12 protein-coding genes are annotated in these 15,058 nt (G+C 64.7%); 6 read left to right on the plus strand and 6 right to left on the minus strand.

The window, feature by feature from the left end:
• Positions 1 to 26: 26 nt before the first annotated feature.
• Together NED97_RS09205 and NED97_RS09210 are read right to left on the minus strand one after the other, a co-directional pair.
• A complete protein-coding gene (locus tag NED97_RS09205; protein ID WP_252490395.1) occupies positions 27 to 1,265 on the minus strand; it encodes an ABC transporter substrate-binding protein in 1,239 nt (412 codons plus the stop codon).
• 373 nt (positions 1,266 to 1,638) lie between these two features.
• Positions 1,639 to 2,799 carry a glutathione-independent formaldehyde dehydrogenase gene (locus NED97_RS09210; RefSeq protein WP_252490396.1) on the minus strand — a complete coding sequence of 387 codons (1,161 nt, stop codon included), beginning with the start codon at positions 2,797 to 2,799 and terminating at the stop codon, positions 1,639 to 1,641.
• Between the two features lie 303 nt (positions 2,800 to 3,102).
• Here NED97_RS09210 and mobA point away from each other — a divergent pair, with 303 nt between their 5' ends.
• The 3 genes from mobA to NED97_RS09225 all read left to right on the plus strand — a co-directional run bounded on the left by mobA (position 3,103) and on the right by NED97_RS09225 (position 5,936).
• Positions 3,103 to 3,729, plus strand: coding sequence for a molybdenum cofactor guanylyltransferase (mobA, locus tag NED97_RS09215; protein WP_252490397.1), 627 nt, complete (start codon positions 3,103 to 3,105; stop codon positions 3,727 to 3,729).
• A 176-nt stretch (positions 3,730 to 3,905) separates the two neighbouring features.
• Complete coding sequence (gene ilvD / locus NED97_RS09220) at positions 3,906 to 5,633, plus strand: dihydroxy-acid dehydratase (protein WP_252490398.1); 1,728 nt, start codon at positions 3,906 to 3,908, stop codon at positions 5,631 to 5,633.
• Between the two features lie 147 nt (positions 5,634 to 5,780).
• The gene (locus NED97_RS09225) at positions 5,781 to 5,936 is read left to right on the plus strand and encodes a hypothetical protein (RefSeq protein ID WP_252490399.1); all 156 of its coding nucleotides are present in this window, start codon (positions 5,781 to 5,783) and stop codon (positions 5,934 to 5,936) included.
• Positions 5,937 to 5,978: 42 nt separating this feature from the next.
• Here NED97_RS09225 and NED97_RS09230 read toward each other — a convergent pair whose 3' ends face one another.
• From NED97_RS09230 to NED97_RS09240, 3 genes are all read right to left on the minus strand, one after another.
• Entirely contained in the window at positions 5,979 to 7,340 is a 1,362-nt protein-coding gene (locus tag NED97_RS09230) for a YncE family protein (RefSeq protein ID WP_252490400.1), read from the minus strand.
• Between the two features lie 281 nt (positions 7,341 to 7,621).
• A complete protein-coding gene (locus NED97_RS09235) occupies positions 7,622 to 8,053 on the minus strand; it encodes an FAD synthase (RefSeq protein WP_252490401.1) in 432 nt (143 codons plus the stop codon).
• Between the two features lie 94 nt (positions 8,054 to 8,147).
• On the minus strand, positions 8,148 to 8,645 hold the full coding sequence (locus NED97_RS09240; RefSeq protein WP_252490402.1) for a Mov34/MPN/PAD-1 family protein: 498 nt from the start codon (positions 8,643 to 8,645) through the stop codon (positions 8,148 to 8,150).
• Between the two features lie 117 nt (positions 8,646 to 8,762).
• Between NED97_RS09240 and NED97_RS09245 the strand changes: the two genes are divergently transcribed.
• Positions 8,763 to 10,667 carry a DHH family phosphoesterase gene (locus NED97_RS09245; RefSeq protein WP_252490403.1) on the plus strand — a complete coding sequence of 635 codons (1,905 nt, stop codon included), beginning with the start codon at positions 8,763 to 8,765 and terminating at the stop codon, positions 10,665 to 10,667.
• A 170-nt stretch (positions 10,668 to 10,837) separates the two neighbouring features.
• Positions 10,838 to 13,627 carry a PAS domain S-box protein gene (locus tag NED97_RS09250; RefSeq protein ID WP_252490404.1) on the plus strand — a complete coding sequence of 930 codons (2,790 nt, stop codon included), beginning with the start codon at positions 10,838 to 10,840 and terminating at the stop codon, positions 13,625 to 13,627.
• A gap of 22 nt (positions 13,628 to 13,649) precedes the next feature.
• On the opposite strand, the gene NED97_RS09255 is transcribed toward NED97_RS09250, so the two are convergent.
• Positions 13,650 to 13,973: a hypothetical protein gene (locus NED97_RS09255; protein WP_252490405.1), complete on the minus strand. Its 324-nt coding sequence runs from the start codon at positions 13,971 to 13,973 to the stop codon at positions 13,650 to 13,652.
• Positions 13,974 to 14,094: 121 nt separating this feature from the next.
• Here NED97_RS09255 and NED97_RS09260 point away from each other — a divergent pair, with 121 nt between their 5' ends.
• Entirely contained in the window at positions 14,095 to 15,021 is a 927-nt protein-coding gene (locus NED97_RS09260; RefSeq protein ID WP_252490406.1) for an HhH-GPD family protein, read from the plus strand.
• The last annotated feature ends 37 nt before the right edge of the window (positions 15,022 to 15,058 follow it).

Here is a 15,058-nt window from a genome sequence, read left to right on the forward strand (position 1 = left end):
GCTCGAAAAACGGTTGGCCGGCTGCCCTATTCCTCCTCGAAGTCGATCTGCTCGACCGCTTCGAGTTCGAAGTCACCGAACTCGAAGACATCGTACGTGACGGCTTGCATGTCGCCGTTGTCGTCGAACTCGACGGTACTCGAGGCACCCTGGTAGGAGATCTCCTCTCCCGCGGCGGCGAGTTCGATTCCCTCGGCGAGGTTCGACGGGCCGACCGTCTCGCCGTTCGGGTTCGCGACGGCCCGCATCTCGTCACGGACGGCGGGACCGTCGTTCGAACCCGCACGAGCGTTCGCCAGGATCATGACGGCGCTCGCGTCGTAGCCGTGGGCGGTGAACACCCCCGGCCCTCTCCCGAACTCGTTCTCGTACAGTTCGGTGAACGTGTCGACGTCCGGACCGTCGGCGGCCGGAGCGGTCCCCAGAACGTTGTTCATCGGGTTGTCGACGTTCACCGGGAGGTCGTCCTCGATCAGACCGTCGGTGACGACGACGGGCAGTTCGGGGTCGAAGCCCGCGTAGAAGTCCCGGAAGATCTGGACGCCGCTGACGGGGAACGCGATCACGAGCAGGAAATCGGGCTCGTCCGCGAGCGCGCTCTCAAGGATGGAGGTGTACGACGGCTGCTCCGGTTCGAACGCCTCGGCAGCCGTAACCGTGCCACCGAGCTCCTCGAAGCTCTCCTCGAACACGCCCGCGAGCGCCTGTCCGTAGGCATCGTTCAGGGCGAGCACCGCCGCACTCTCCCACTCACGGTCCTCGTACGCGAGTTCTGCGATGACTGGACCTTGTAATGCGTCGCTCGGTGCGGTACGGAAAACGAAGTCGTCGTCGGCGAGGTCCGTGATATCCGGGCTCGTGCTCGCGGGCGAACACATGACGACCTGATTCGGGACCGCGACCTCCTGGGCGACTGGTATCGTTACGTCGGACGCCGCCGCGCCGGTGAACATCGGGAACCCGGCGTCGACGAGCGACTGTGCGGCACTGATCCCTGCCTCGGAAAGCGTCTGAGAATCTTCGCGCTGGACTTGGATTTCGAACTCACTTCCCTCGCCTGCGAGCTGGATAGCGGGGAGTTCGGCCCCGTCCGCGATCGGCCCTCCCAGTTCGCCCAAATCTCCGGATTCCGGCTGCAGGATCCCTAGCATGATCTCACGGTCCTGCACGCTGAAACTTCGATCGCCGCTGAGAGTACCCGCGAAGGACAATGCTCCTACGCCACCGATCCCAGTTAGCACACTGCGCCGGCTGATTCGAGCCATGGTAGTTGTAGGGAGTAATAAGCAAAAGAGTTTATCTAGGGCAGTGTTAGAGCTCTAATGTTGGTGATTTTGGTTAATTTATTGAATTTCATAGTAATACTCCGATACCACTGTTAACCCTCGTTCCGGGCCCGTTCAGGTGCTGGCCGATGTCATCCGATTCCGCCCATTTATCCGTGTTTCCCGGGTACAACGGTAACGAGAACCGACTATAACGTTAATTACCTTCTAGTGGGCTGGGAGATTCAGTTACCAAACTCGAACCGCGGTCAGGTTCGCCGCGGTACGGGTCCCGCGTAGTGCCACAATCCGCTAATATACTACCGACTGTTAACGACGCGTCTCTACTCAAAGAAATTTGAGGACTTCGGGATCAGGGCTCGAGCAGAACCTTGATGACACCTTCTTCGCGGTCGTCGAACCGCTCGTACATCTCGGGTGCCTCCTCGAGGTCGACGCGGTGGGAGACGACCCAGCTGGGATCGGCGCGTCCTTCGATGATCATGTCTCGCAGCTTCCGGTTGTACTGCTTGACGTTCGTCTGCCCGGTACCCAGCTTCAGTCCCTTCTCGAAGGCCTTGCCGAAGTCGATTCCGAGCCGGCCCTGAGCCGCCATCTCGTCGGGCGCGCCGGGGTCCGTCGGGACGTACAGTCCCGGGATGCCGAGCGCGCCGGTCGGTCGGACGGTCTGGATGAGCTGATTGAGCACGATCGCCGGGTTCTCCCGGGCCGGATCGTAGGCGTCGTCGCTCGGGTCCGTCTCGGGGTCGATCGCCTGGTAGCCGACGGCGTCGACGCCCTTGTCGACCTCGTCGCCGTGCTCGTCGATGATCTGTTCGACCGGATCGCCCTCCTCGAAGTTGATGGTGTGCGCGTCGCAGTGGTCCTCGGCCATCTCGAGTCGGCTCGGAACCCGGTCGACGACGTAGATTTCCGAGGCGCCCTGGATCTTCGCGCTGTAGGCGGCCATCAGGCCGACGGGACCGGCGCCGTAGATCGCGATCGACTCGCCGGGCTGGAGGTTCGCCAGCCGGGTGCCGTGCCACCCCGTCGGGAAGATGTCCGCGAGCAGCGCGAACGCGTCCTCGTGCTCGTCGCCCTCCGGGAGTTTCAGGGCGTTGAAGTCGGCGTAGGGGACGCGGAGTTTCTCGGCCTGTCCGCCCTTGTACGGCCCCATCGCGACGTAGCCGTAGGCGCCGCCGGCGAAGCCCGGGTTAACGTTGGTACAGAAGCCCGTATAGCCGTTCTCGCAGTTCTGACAGAAGCCGCAGGCGACGTTGAACGGCATGACGACGCGGTCGCCTTGCTCGAGCGTCGTGACGGCGTCGCCGACCTCGCTGACGGTCCCCATGTTCTCGTGGCCGAAGACGATTCCCTCTTCGGCGCCGGTTCGGCCCTCGTACATGTGGAGGTCCGATCCACAGATCGCCGTCGTCGTGATGTCGACGAGGACGTCGTTCGGGTGTTCGATTTCGGGTTCGTCTACTTCTTCGATGGACACGTCGTGCGGTCCCTGGTATACGACAGCGTTCATTGACATGCGGTATCAAGCCTCGAAAATTCTCACCACTATCTCGCTGGTAAAGGTTGTTGTGAACCAGAAGCCACGGATTATGAAGGTTTCAACGGGACCGTTTCCGGGGATAGAACTGACGGAGGGCGACGAACGTCACCGAAGACACCACACAGGGTGGATCGAAACGACGTGCTCCGTGGACGCGCGGGCCGACAGACGATACGCATCGTGCTCGACCGTCGAGAGACTCGAGCGATCCCGTACGATCCCGGCTCGAGCGAAACCGGGCCCTCTTACTACCGGTCCGCCGTAGCTAGCGGCGTGACGACAACCGACTCACTCGGCGGCGTCGTCCTCGCGGGCGGCTACTCGACGCGCTTCGGCGGGGCCGACAAGGCGGTCGCCGACCTCGCGGGGACGCCGATGATCCGGCGGGTCGTCGACCGACTCGCCGTCGTGACCGACGAGATCGTGATCAACTGCCGCGAGGACCAGATCGACGCGATTCGAGACGCGCTGGCCGGCTGTGATGCGTCCATCCGCATCGCGACTGATCCGGTTCCCGACCGGGGGCCGCTGGCCGGTATCCGGGTCGGCCTCGAGGCCGTCGACCGGGAGTACGCCGCCGTCGTCGCCTGCGACATGCCGTTCGTCGATCCGTCGCTGCTCGAGCGGCTGTACGACAGTGCGCGCGGCCGCGACGGCGCGGTCGTCCAGCTCGAGGATCAGTGGTACCAGACGACCCAGGCGGTCTACCGGGCGGACGCGATGGCCGGCGCTTGCGCCGCGGCACTCGAGGACGGGGACGGACGGATTCTCGCGGCGCTCGAGCGACTCGACTACGCCGTCGTCGGCGAGGACGATCTCGAGGGCGTCGCCGACGAGACGTTCGAGAGCATCGACACGCAGGAGGCGCTTCGCGAGGCGGCGAGGCGACTCGGGGAGTGAGTAGCCACTAAAGATCGATGTACAACCGATCGCACAGCTGCGCGATCGGCGTGTGAACCGTTTCAGCTGGTACTCCGGTCGCTCTCCCCGACCGAACGACCGGCGGGATCGGGCTCGCTGCCAGCAACGATTGAGAAGAAGGGGTGACTTATGGCCCCTCGATGCGAGAACCGACCATGAGCAGCGAGGATCAGTTCGACCACGGAAAGGACGAGCGGTTGCAGAGCCGAGACGTGACCGAAGGGGCCGACCGCGCCCCCCACCGGGCGATGTTTCGGGCGATGGGATTCGACGACGAGGACCTGGGATCGCCGATGATCGGCGTCCCGAACCCCGCCGCGGACATCACGCCGTGTAACGTCCACCTCGACGACGTGGCGGCGTCGGCGCTCGAGGGTGTCGACGACGCCGACGGGATGCCGATCGAGTTCGGGACGATCACGATCTCTGACGCAATCTCGATGGGAACGGAAGGGATGAAGGCGTCGCTGATCTCCCGGGAACTCATCGCGGACAGCGTCGAACTCGTCAGTTTCGGCGAGCGCATGGACGGTCTCGTCACCGTGGCGGGCTGTGACAAGAACCTCCCCGGGATGATGATGGCCGCGATCCGCACGGATCTCCCCTCGGTCTTCCTCTACGGCGGGTCGATCATGCCCGGCGAGCACGAGGGCCGGGACGTCACCATCGTCCAGGTCTTCGAGGGCGTCGGCGCCTACGCCACCGGCGAGATGGACGCCGAGGAACTGGACGACCTGGAACGCCACGCCTGCCCCGGTGCCGGATCCTGCGGCGGCATGTTCACCGCGAACACGATGGCCTCGATCTCGGAGGCGCTCGGGCTCGCCCCGCTCGGCAGCGCGTCGCCGCCGGCCGAGGACGAGGAACGGTACGAGGTCGCCCGACGCGCGGGCGAACTCGCCGTCGAGGTCGTCGAGGAGGATCGCCGTCCCTCCGACATCCTCTCTCGAGAGTCCTTCGAGAACGCCATCGCCCTTCAGACGGCCATCGGCGGTTCGACCAACGGCGTCCTCCACCTTCTGGCGCTCGCCCGCGAGGCCGGCGTCGACCTCGAGATCGAGGACTTCGACGAAATTTCGCGACGGACGCCGAAGATCGCCGATCTCCAGCCCGGCGGCGACAGCGTGATGAACGACCTCCACGAACTCGGCGGCGTTCCCGTGGTAATCCGGCGGCTGCTCGAGGCCGACCTGTTCCACGGCGACGCGATGACCGTGACGGGCCGAACCGTCGAGGAGGAACTCGAAGTCCTCGACGTGCCGACCGACGACGAAATCGAGGTCGACTTCCTCTACCCCGTCGACGACCCGAAGGAAGAGGAGGGTGCGATCAAGATCCTGACGGGTAATCTCGCACCCGATGGTGCGGTGCTCAAGGTCACCGGTGACGACGAGTTCCACCACCGGGGTCCGGCGCGAATCTTCGAGGACGAGGAAGGCGCCATGCGATACGTCCAGGAGGGCGACGTCGAGAGCGGCGACGTGATCGTGATCCGTAACGAGGGTCCCCGCGGCGGACCGGGCATGCGCGAGATGCTCGGTGTGACCGCCGCGGTCGTCGGCGCCGGCCACGAGGACGACGTCGCGCTGATCACCGACGGCCGCTTCTCGGGCGCCACTCGCGGCCCGATGATCGGACACGTCGCGCCCGAGGCGTCCGTCGGCGGTCCGATCGGCTTACTCGAGGACGGCGACGAGATCACTGTCGACATCCCCGAGCGAACCCTCGCTGTCGACGCGAGCGACGAGGAACTCGCCGCCCGCCGCGAGGAGTGGACGCGACCGGAACCGGCCTACGACGCGGGCGTCCTCGCGAAGTTCGCGCGGGACTTCGACTCGGCGTCGAACGGCGCGGTAACCAATCCCGGCGTCAAACGGGAGTAGAGCCGTCGCCCTGCGAATGGCCGGCGCGGTCGTTCGCCATCCGCCGTTTTTAATTATCTTCGTTATACAACTGTCTCCGCTTCGGCTTTCGCTGGCTTGCAACGGGTTTTCCGTAGCTGGTCACTGACTCGTATACGAGCACGAGCAATGTGTAAGTACTGCCTCGAGTGTGACTGGCAGCGGAGTACGGCCGACGGCTACACGGAAGAGGAGGTCTCGAAGCAGGCGATCGAACACTTCGTCGAAACCGGTCATACGGTCGACTCGCTGCACCTGCCACCGCCTGCCGTCATCAAAAATTAACTCGACCGGTTCCGCCCGTTCTCGCCGGCACAGCGGCCCGCGTTAGAACGGCGGCGAGTTCGGAATCTCGGAGTCGACGTCGCCGGTCGGTCGGACGCCCAGTCCGTGGAAGTCCGGAATCGCGGGTGCGTCTTCCTCATCGTTCTGTGCGGCCTGAATCTCTTCGTCGTCGTACTCGTCGATCGGGTCGGGCTCGACGGTTGCGACGATCTCTCGGCTCTCGACGTCGAGCACCGAAAAGCCGGGCGTGACGCCGGTCGCAGCGTGCGGGTCGCCCGACAGCGGCGCGGGGCCACGCAGGGTGACGAACATGTACTCGCCATCCGGCGAGGACCACATGATGTCTGGCGCGTCGCGCTCGTCGGATTCGTCGGACTGGTGCTCGCCGTAGGCGTCGATCTCCTCGATGACCTCGTCGGTCTCGGGATCGACGACGGCGCCGTCGTTGGTCTCGCGATTCAGGACCCACAGCTCCTCGCCGTCGGGGGTAAACCAGAAGCCGTGCGCGTCGACGCCCTCGGTGGACTCACCGTCGACGACGACCTCGTCCGCCTCGGTGTCGTAGACGTAGTACTCGCCGACGCCGTCTTCGCCCTCGTCGGGGTCCGAGGGAAGGCCGGCGGTGAGGTAGAACTTCTCGTCCTCATAGTGGGGCATCGTCCCACAGTTCGTCGGGATCTCCTCGCCGGAGTAGGCCAGTTCGACCTCGAACTCGTCGTGGTCGACGATGACGACGCCGGCGTCGTGGTAGCTCGGACCGAGCGTGTGGATCGAACGACCCTGGTGATCGAACTGGTGACAGATCGGACTCGCGGACTCGATGCCCGCCTCTTGGACGGTTTCGTCGTCGGGGAGGACGAGCTCGTCGACCTGCTCGAACTCCTCGTTCTCGAGGTCGGCCTCGACGCGAGCGATCGTCTCCTCGGCGATGACGTCGACGTGGATGTACTCGTCGTCCGGCGAGAAGATGGCCATGTGGGAGCCGGGACCGGTTTCGACGTTACCGACGAGTTCGCAGTCCTCGGTCCGGAAGACGAGAACGCGCTCGCCGGCGGTACAGGCGATAGCGGCGTACTCGTAGTCCGAGCTGAAGTCGATCATGTGCGGGACGACGCCCTCCTCGGGGACGCCCTCGAGTTCGTTTAGCTCGATCGACCGCGTCTGGTCGAACTCGTCGTCGCCCTCGCCGGGTTCGTAGAGGTGGACGGTGTCGGTTCCCTGATCGAGCGCCCAGATCTCGTACTGACCGTCTTCCTGATCGTCGTCTCCGTTTTCACTGTCGTCGCTCGTCTCGTCGTCGCTCGTCTCGTCGTCGCTCGCCTCGTCGGAGCAACCGGCAACGGCAACGATTCCGGCAGTCGCGCCTCCTGCAAGAACCCGCCTGCGAGTTGGATTTGTCTGCATACCCGACGACTCCGAACTGGCTGTTCAAAAGCCTGCGGGTTTCAGCCTCTCTACCCGGCGAATTTTGGGTGTTGGCCGTCGGAAGAAGCAAAAATTGACTCGGATCGAACCGACCACGAGTTTGACAGGCGAACTGACGACAGTCTCCGTTCTCTCGAAAGGGTTAGCTCCCGTAGAAAATGCAACCGTTGCCGCTACCTGTGTTGCCGGCCGGAGATACCGCCCGTCAGAACAGGACGAGCGTTCGCCCAGCGGTGGCGACGCCGCTGCGGGCTCCCTCGCTAGCCGCGACGCTCGAGAATGCGGTCGATGATCAGCCGCGTCGACAGAAGTTCGTCGTCGCTCGCCGGTTCGCGTCCGCTCGCGCGCCGAACGTCGCAGTCGATCCCGCGGTGCTCGAGTGCCCCCCGGATCGCGTCCGCGTCGTGGTGCTGGTCGTGGCCGAGTGCGATCACGTCGGGACCGATCTCCTCGATCGGCACGAAGATGTCCTCCTCGTGACCGAGCACCGCTTCGTCGACGGCCTCGAGCGCGGCGACGACGTCACGCCGCTGTGTCGCAGAACAGATCGGATCCTCCTTGTGATCGACGTTCGACCTGCGCGCGACGATAACGTACAGTTCGTCACCCATCGCCGCCGCCTCCTCGAGGTAGTGGACGTGTCCCGGGTGGAGGATGTCGAAGGTCCCCTGTGCGATAACCGTCCGTGTCATGCTCGAGTCCTCTTTGCCGTTCTGGTCCATGCGTTCGTGTTCGGCGTCAGCGGCCGTCGGTACCGGTCTCGCGCCTCGAGGGGAGTCCGTCGCCTCATCGTCGCAGTTCCTCGTCGATGTCGGCCTGCGTAAAGTCGAAGAAGTCGTCGGTCTCGGGAAGATCGACGTCGATCACGTTCAGGTTCGTCGGCCGCCCCTGCGAGTCGAAGGCCTTCCAGTCGTTTCGCCGGTAGGGAGCGCCGATGATGACGTGGACGCTCCCGCGACCGAACGTCTCGAGGTCCGCACTGCTCGGACTGATCACGCCGTTCGGGTGCGAGTGAACGCTGCCGAGCGCCTTCACGTCGTTCGGAATCTGGCTCGTCTTGACGGTCGCGCTGACGCTGTTGGCCTCGGTTCCCGGAACGACGAGCACGTCCGTGATGACGAGTCCGTCCCGATCGAGTCCCAGCTTGTCGGTCTCGGTCCCCCGGAGAAATCCCATGTACTCGTTCGGGTGGGACGCCTCCGAGGACTCGAGAGCGAACTCGAGCGTCTCCTCGGCGATCCCGAGAATCTCGCCCGAGCGAAACAGCGCGTCGAACAGCCCCATATCTCCCCATCCGGGCTTGCGGTTGCTAAACGTTCCGAAAGGCGACCCCCCCCGAGACTGTTCTACCACTCCTTCTTAACAAGGGTTATAGGCGCCCATCCCAAACTACGTGCAAAGATGACTGTTGAGCCCGCCGGAGAATCCGGCGAAGACGACGGGGATTCCGTCGTATACGATCTCGCTTCGGACTGTACCGAAACCGACGTCGAACAGAACCGGCCGTATCTCGCCGAAATTAACGGTATCGTCGACTACGGCGTCTTCGTCGACCTCTCCGATTCCGTCTCCGGTCTCGTCCACGAATCGGTTCTCGAAGGTACCTACGCCGTCGGCGACGAACTCGTCGTCGAACTCGAGGCGGTCCGCGACAACGGCGACATGGCGTTCGATCCCGTCGACGTCGAGGACTACACGCTCGAGTCCGTCTCCCACGACTACTCGCTGACCGGCACCGATCGCCTCGAGGCCAACGTCGGCGACCAGATCCACCTCGAGGGAGAGGTCGTTCAGGTCAAACAGACCGCCGGACCGACGATCTTCCACGTGGCCGACGAGCAGGGCGTCGTCCCCTGTGCGGCTTTCGAGGAAGCCGGCGTCCGCGCCTTCCCCGCCGTCGAGGTCGGTGACGTCGTTCGCGTCACCGGAACGCCGGAACACCGCGAGGGATCCGTCCAGATCGAGGTCGACGGACTGTCGACGCTCGATGGCGAGGACGCCGAGGAGGCCCGCGAGCGACTCGAGAACGCCCTCGAGGAGCGCGCCGAGCCCCACGACGTCGAACCGCTGATCGACTGGCCCGCCTTCGAGAAACTCCGACCGAACCTGAAGGAGGTCGCGAAGCTGCTCCGTCGGACGGTCCTCGAGGGGCGCCCGATCCGCGTTCGCCACCACGCCGACGGCGACGGGATGTGCGCCGCCGTTCCCGTCCAGATCGCGCTCGAGCGATTCATCGCCGACGTCCACGAGGACGAGGACGCCCCGCGTCACCTCATCAAGCGTCTTCCGGCGAAGGCGCCGTTCTACGAGATGGAAGACGCCACGCGGGACCTCAACTTCGCGCTCGAGGACCGCGAGAAGCACGGCCAGCAGCTTCCGCTCCTGTTGATGCTCGACAACGGCTCGACGGCCGAGGACGTTCCGGCCTACGAGACGCTGGCCCACTACGACATCCCGATCGTCGCCGTCGATCACCACCACCCCGACCCCGATGCGGTAGGTGAACTGCTCGACGCGCACGTCAACCCCTACCTGCACGACGAGGACTACCGGATCACGACGGGGATGTGCTGTGTCGAACTCGCCCGGATGATCTATCCCGATCTGACCGACGAACTCCGCCACGTCCCCGCCGTCGCCGGCCTCTCGGACCGCTCGAAGGCCGACGCGATGGACGACTACCTCGAACTCGCCGCCGAGGAGGGGTACGACGAGGAACGCCTGCAGGACCTGAGCGAGGCGCTCGACTACGCCGCCTTCTGGCTGCGCTACAACTCGGGCGACCAGCTGATCCAGGACCTGCTCCAGGTCGACGGCAGCGAGGAGGAGCGCCACCGCGAACTCGTCTCCTTCTTCGCGGATCGGGCCCGCGAGGAGGTCGACGAGCAGCTCGACGCCGCCATGCCCCACGTCGAACGCGAGGAACTGGACAACGACGCGCACCTCTACCGGATCGACGTCGAGAACTACGCCCACCGCTTTACCTACCCCGCGCCCGGCAAGACCACCGGCGAGATCCACGATCGCAAGATCGAGGAGACCGGCGACCCGGTGATCACGGTCGGCTACGGTCCCGACTTCGCCGTCCTGCGCAGTGACGGCGTCCGACTGGACATCCCGCAGATGGTCTCGGAACTCGAAGAGGAGTTCCCGGGCGGCGGCGTCTCCGGCGGCGGCCACCTCGTCGTCGGCTCGATCAAGTTCGTCAAGGGTAAACGCGAGGACGTCATCGACGCCCTGATCGAGAAAATGGCCGACGCCGACATCGACGAAGAGCTCTCGAGTGCGGCGCTGATCGACGACTGAAGGCCCGCGGATCCCGGATTCCGTTCGGTCTCCGTTCGGTCTCCGTTCGACCACGCTGCCCCTCACACCGACGTACCGATTCACCCGACAGCAGCCTCGATCGCTCGTTCGGATGGACGGTATCCGGAATGACCGAATGCTTATCAGTCACAACTACGAACGGTTCGTGAATGAGTTCGTCTCGAGTTGAAGCTGAACTCCGCAAGCGCGTGAGCCAGCAGGAGGTCGTCGCCGACCTCAGTCAGCGGGTACTCGATACGGACGACCCCGATGAGTTACTGGCGGACGTTTCGGACGCCGTCCGCACTGCGGTCGATGCGGACGCCTGTCGCTTTTTCGAGCGGCTGCCACACGGTGATCGTGCCGTCTGTCGAGAGGCCGACGGCTGGACCGACGAACAGACACCGACGACGATCACGACCGATCCGGACGGGTCGCTCCTCGGGTACGCGTTGCAACACGAGGAGCCGGTCGTCGTCGACGATCTGCAGGCCGACGATCGGTTCGACCCTCCGGATCGGCTCCTCGAGCACGACGCCAGCAGTAGTCTCTGCGTTCCGATCGGTCCGGACGGCGAACCGTGGGGGGTCCTCGAGGCACACGGTGTCAGGCCCCAGGCGTTCGACGAGGCCGATACCGCGGTCCTTCGGACGATCGCGAACGTCCTGACTACCGCGTTCGAGACCAACGGTTCGGACCGCCGGCTCGACGGTGAGTGGTCTCTCAAGGAGCAGTTCCTCGAACGAAGCCCGGTTGGGATCACGGTCGTCGATACGGACGGAAAGATGCAGTTCGCGAACGAACGCGCAGCGGAGATCCTCGGACGGAGCCGGGAGGAGATCGCCGATTTCACTCACGACGATCCGCGCTGGGGACTCATCGATACGGACGGAACCAGCCTGCCGGCCGGCGATCACCCGTTCGATCGCGTCTTCGAGGCCGGCGAGTCGACCACCAATATGGAAGTCGGCGCACACCGACCCGACGGGACGCGGATCTGGCTCTCGATCGACGGCGCACCGTTGCGATCCGACGGAAGCCTCATCGGCGGCGTCTTCGCGATCACGGACGTCACCGAGCAAAAGCGCCTCGAGAACGAGTTCGAGGAGATGATAGACCGGGTCACGGACGCCTTCTACGCACTCGACGACGAGTTCCGGTTTACGCACGTCAACGAACGTGCCGAGGAGTTGCTTCAACACTCCGAGGCGGAACTCCTGGGTGAACGGCTCTGGAACGTCTTTCCGGAGGCAGCGACCGAGGAGGAAGTGTGGGACAGTTTCAACGCGGCGATGGAGACGCAGGAGCCGACCAGCTACGAGCTGTACTTCGAGCCGCTGGATTTCTGGGTCGAAGCGAACCTGTACCCGTCCGAATCGGGCATCTCGGTCTACTTCCGCGATATCACCGCACGGAAGGAACGCGAGCAAAAACTCGAGCAGTACCGGTCGTTGACTGAGGCCGCACAGGACGTCGTCCTGACGATCGACGAGGAGAGCACGATCCAGTCGGTGAACCCGGCGGTCGAAGACGTCTTCGGCTACGACCGGAACGAACTCGTCGGCGAGTCGCTGACGACGCTCATGCCGGAACGGCTCGTGAACGGGCATCGACGAGGACTCGGGCAGTACCTCGAAACCGGGGCGCGGACGCTCGAGTGGGAGTACGTCGAACTTCCGGGTCGCCACGCAGACGGCTCGGAGATTCCGCTGGCGATCTCGTTCAGCGAGGTCGAGTACGAGGGCGGACGGTTCTTCACGGGTATTCTCCGCGACATCACCGATCGAAAAGCACACGAGCGACGATTGCGGGAGGAACGAGACCTCACGAACCGGATCGTCGAAACCAGTCCGACCGGGATCATCACCGTCGGTCCCGACGGCTCGTTCGAGCGAGTCAACGAACGCACCGAGGAGATCACGGGCTACTCGGGGAAAGACCTCGAGAAACTTATCGGCGGAACAGCCGGTTTCGATCCCGTAAAGCCCGGCGGCGAGTCGTTTTCGGCGGACGAGATTCCGACGCAGCGTGTCCTTGCCGACGGCGAGACGATTCACGACCTCGAGATCGGGTTACTGCGAGCGGACGGCGAGCGGGTGTGGCTGTCGCTGAGCGGGACGCCGCTGTGGGACGACGGCGGGAGTAGCGGCGCGGTCTTTACGTTCGCCGATATCACCGAGCGCAGGGAGTACCACCAGAAACTCGAGGAAACGAACGACCGCCTCGAACGGGCGAACGAGCGGCTCGAACGCTCCAACGAACGGCTCGAGAGTTCGAACGAGCGACTGGAACACTTCGCGTATGCGACCTCACACGACCTTCAGGAGCCGTTACGGATGGTCTCGAGCTACCTCCGCCTCATCGAGGACCGCTACGGCGACGCGCTCGACGAGGACGGCGAGGAGTTCCTCGCGTTCGCCGTCGACGGCGCCGACCGGATGCGAGAGATGATCGACGGCCTGCTCACGTACTCCCGCATCGAAACGCGGGGACAGCCGCTCGAACCGGTCGCGTTGAACGACGTCGTCGACGCCGTTCGAACCGATCTACAGCTCCAGTTCGACGAGAGCGACGCGACGCTTACGGCGGCAGACTTGCCCCGCGTCGAGGGCGATCCCAGTCAGCTCCGGCAGCTGTTCCAGAACCTGTTCGACAACGCGATCGAGTACAGCGGCGACGAGCCGCCGACGATCGAGGTTTCGGCCGAACGAGCGGGCGAGATGTGGGTCGTTTCCGTCAGCGACCGAGGTATCGGGATTCCGGAGGACGAGACCGCGGTCATCTTCGAGGTGTTCGAACGGCTCCACACGATCGACGAGCACGAGGGGACCGGCATCGGACTCGCGCTCTGTCAGCGGATTGTCGAGCGCCACGGCGGCGAGATCTGGGTCGACTCCGAGCCCGGCGAGGGCTCGACGTTCTCGCTTACGCTGCCGGCCGTGATGGACGACCAGCCGTGACCCGATCGAGCCCCGGCCCGTCTCAGAACTGGTAGCGGCGTTCGTCGTCCATACTCGGATACTGGTCGGCACCGGTCATCTCCTCGAACGTCATTCCCGAGAGGTACTCGTCGTAGGTGACGTCGTAGCTCGAGCGGAGCTGAAAGTCCAGCTTCCCGGTGTCGACGGTCGTCTGGAAGAGCATGTGGATCGCCCGGCGGACGAGTTCGTCCGTCTCCTCGGGCTCGAGCGCCGCTTCGAGCAGCGCGAGTTCGTTGCGAGTCTCCCGGTCGAGAGAGAGCGCTAGCTCGTCGCCGAAGTCGGCGTACGATTCCCGTACTTCGTCGTTGAGGTCGTCGAGACTCATACGAGGGCGGACTCGAGCCCGGCAGATAGGCCTTTCGTGCTCGTCCCGGCACGCGTCGGTCGTCCTCGAGCCGGTGACGCGATCCAGTAAACGTAAGACGGCACGCTCGCTAGCTGGGGCGATGAGTGACGCCGACGTCGACGCGTGGTCGCTTCCGGACGATCTCGAGGCCGTTCGCGAGTCGCTGATCGCGTGGTACGAGGACGACCGTCGATCCTTTCCCTGGCGCGAAACGGACGATCCGTACGCGATTCTCGTCAGCGAGGTGATGAGCCAGCAGACCCAGCTCGACCGAGTCGTCGACGCCTGGGAGGAGTTCCTCGAGCGCTGGCCGACGACCGCCGATCTGGCCGCCGCCGACCGGGCGGACGTGGTCGGCTTCTGGACGGGTCACAGCCTCGGCTATAACAACCGGGCGAAGTATCTCCACGAGGCTGCGAAGCAGGTCGAGAACGAGTACGACGGTGAGTTTCCGGAGACACCCGACGAGCTCCAGGAGCTGATGGGCGTCGGTCCCTACACCGCCAACGCGGTGGCGAGTTTCGCGTTCAACAACGGCAACGCCGTCGTCGATACCAACGTCAAACGCGTCTGTTACCGCGCCTTCGACGTCCCGGACGACGACGCGGCCTTCGAAGAGGCTGCGAACGAACTCATGCCCGACGACCGATCGCGGGTCTGGAACAACGCGATCATGGAACTCGGCGGCGTCGCCTGCCAGCAGACGCCTCGCTGCGACGAGGTCGGCTGTCCCTGGCGCGAGTGGTGTGGCGCCTACGCCAGCGGCGACTTCACCGCCCCCGACGTGCCGACGCAGCCGAGCTTCGAGGGGAGTCGTCGGCAGTTCCGCGGGCGCGTGATCGGGACGCTCCGGGAGTACGACGAACTCGAACTCGACGCGCTGGGCCACCGCATCCGGGTCGACTACGCTCCGGACGGAGCGTACGGTCGCGAGTGGCTCGAGGGACTCCTCTCCGACCTCTCGGACGACGGACTGGTCGAGCTCGACGAGACGGACGCGGAACCCGTCGCCCGACTCGAGCGATAGTCGTCACTTTCCTACGCGGACTCCTCGCGTCGTCGAA

This window comes from Natronococcus sp. CG52, assembly GCF_023913515.1.
Lineage (GTDB): Archaea > Halobacteriota > Halobacteria > Halobacteriales > Natrialbaceae > Natronococcus > Natronococcus zhouii.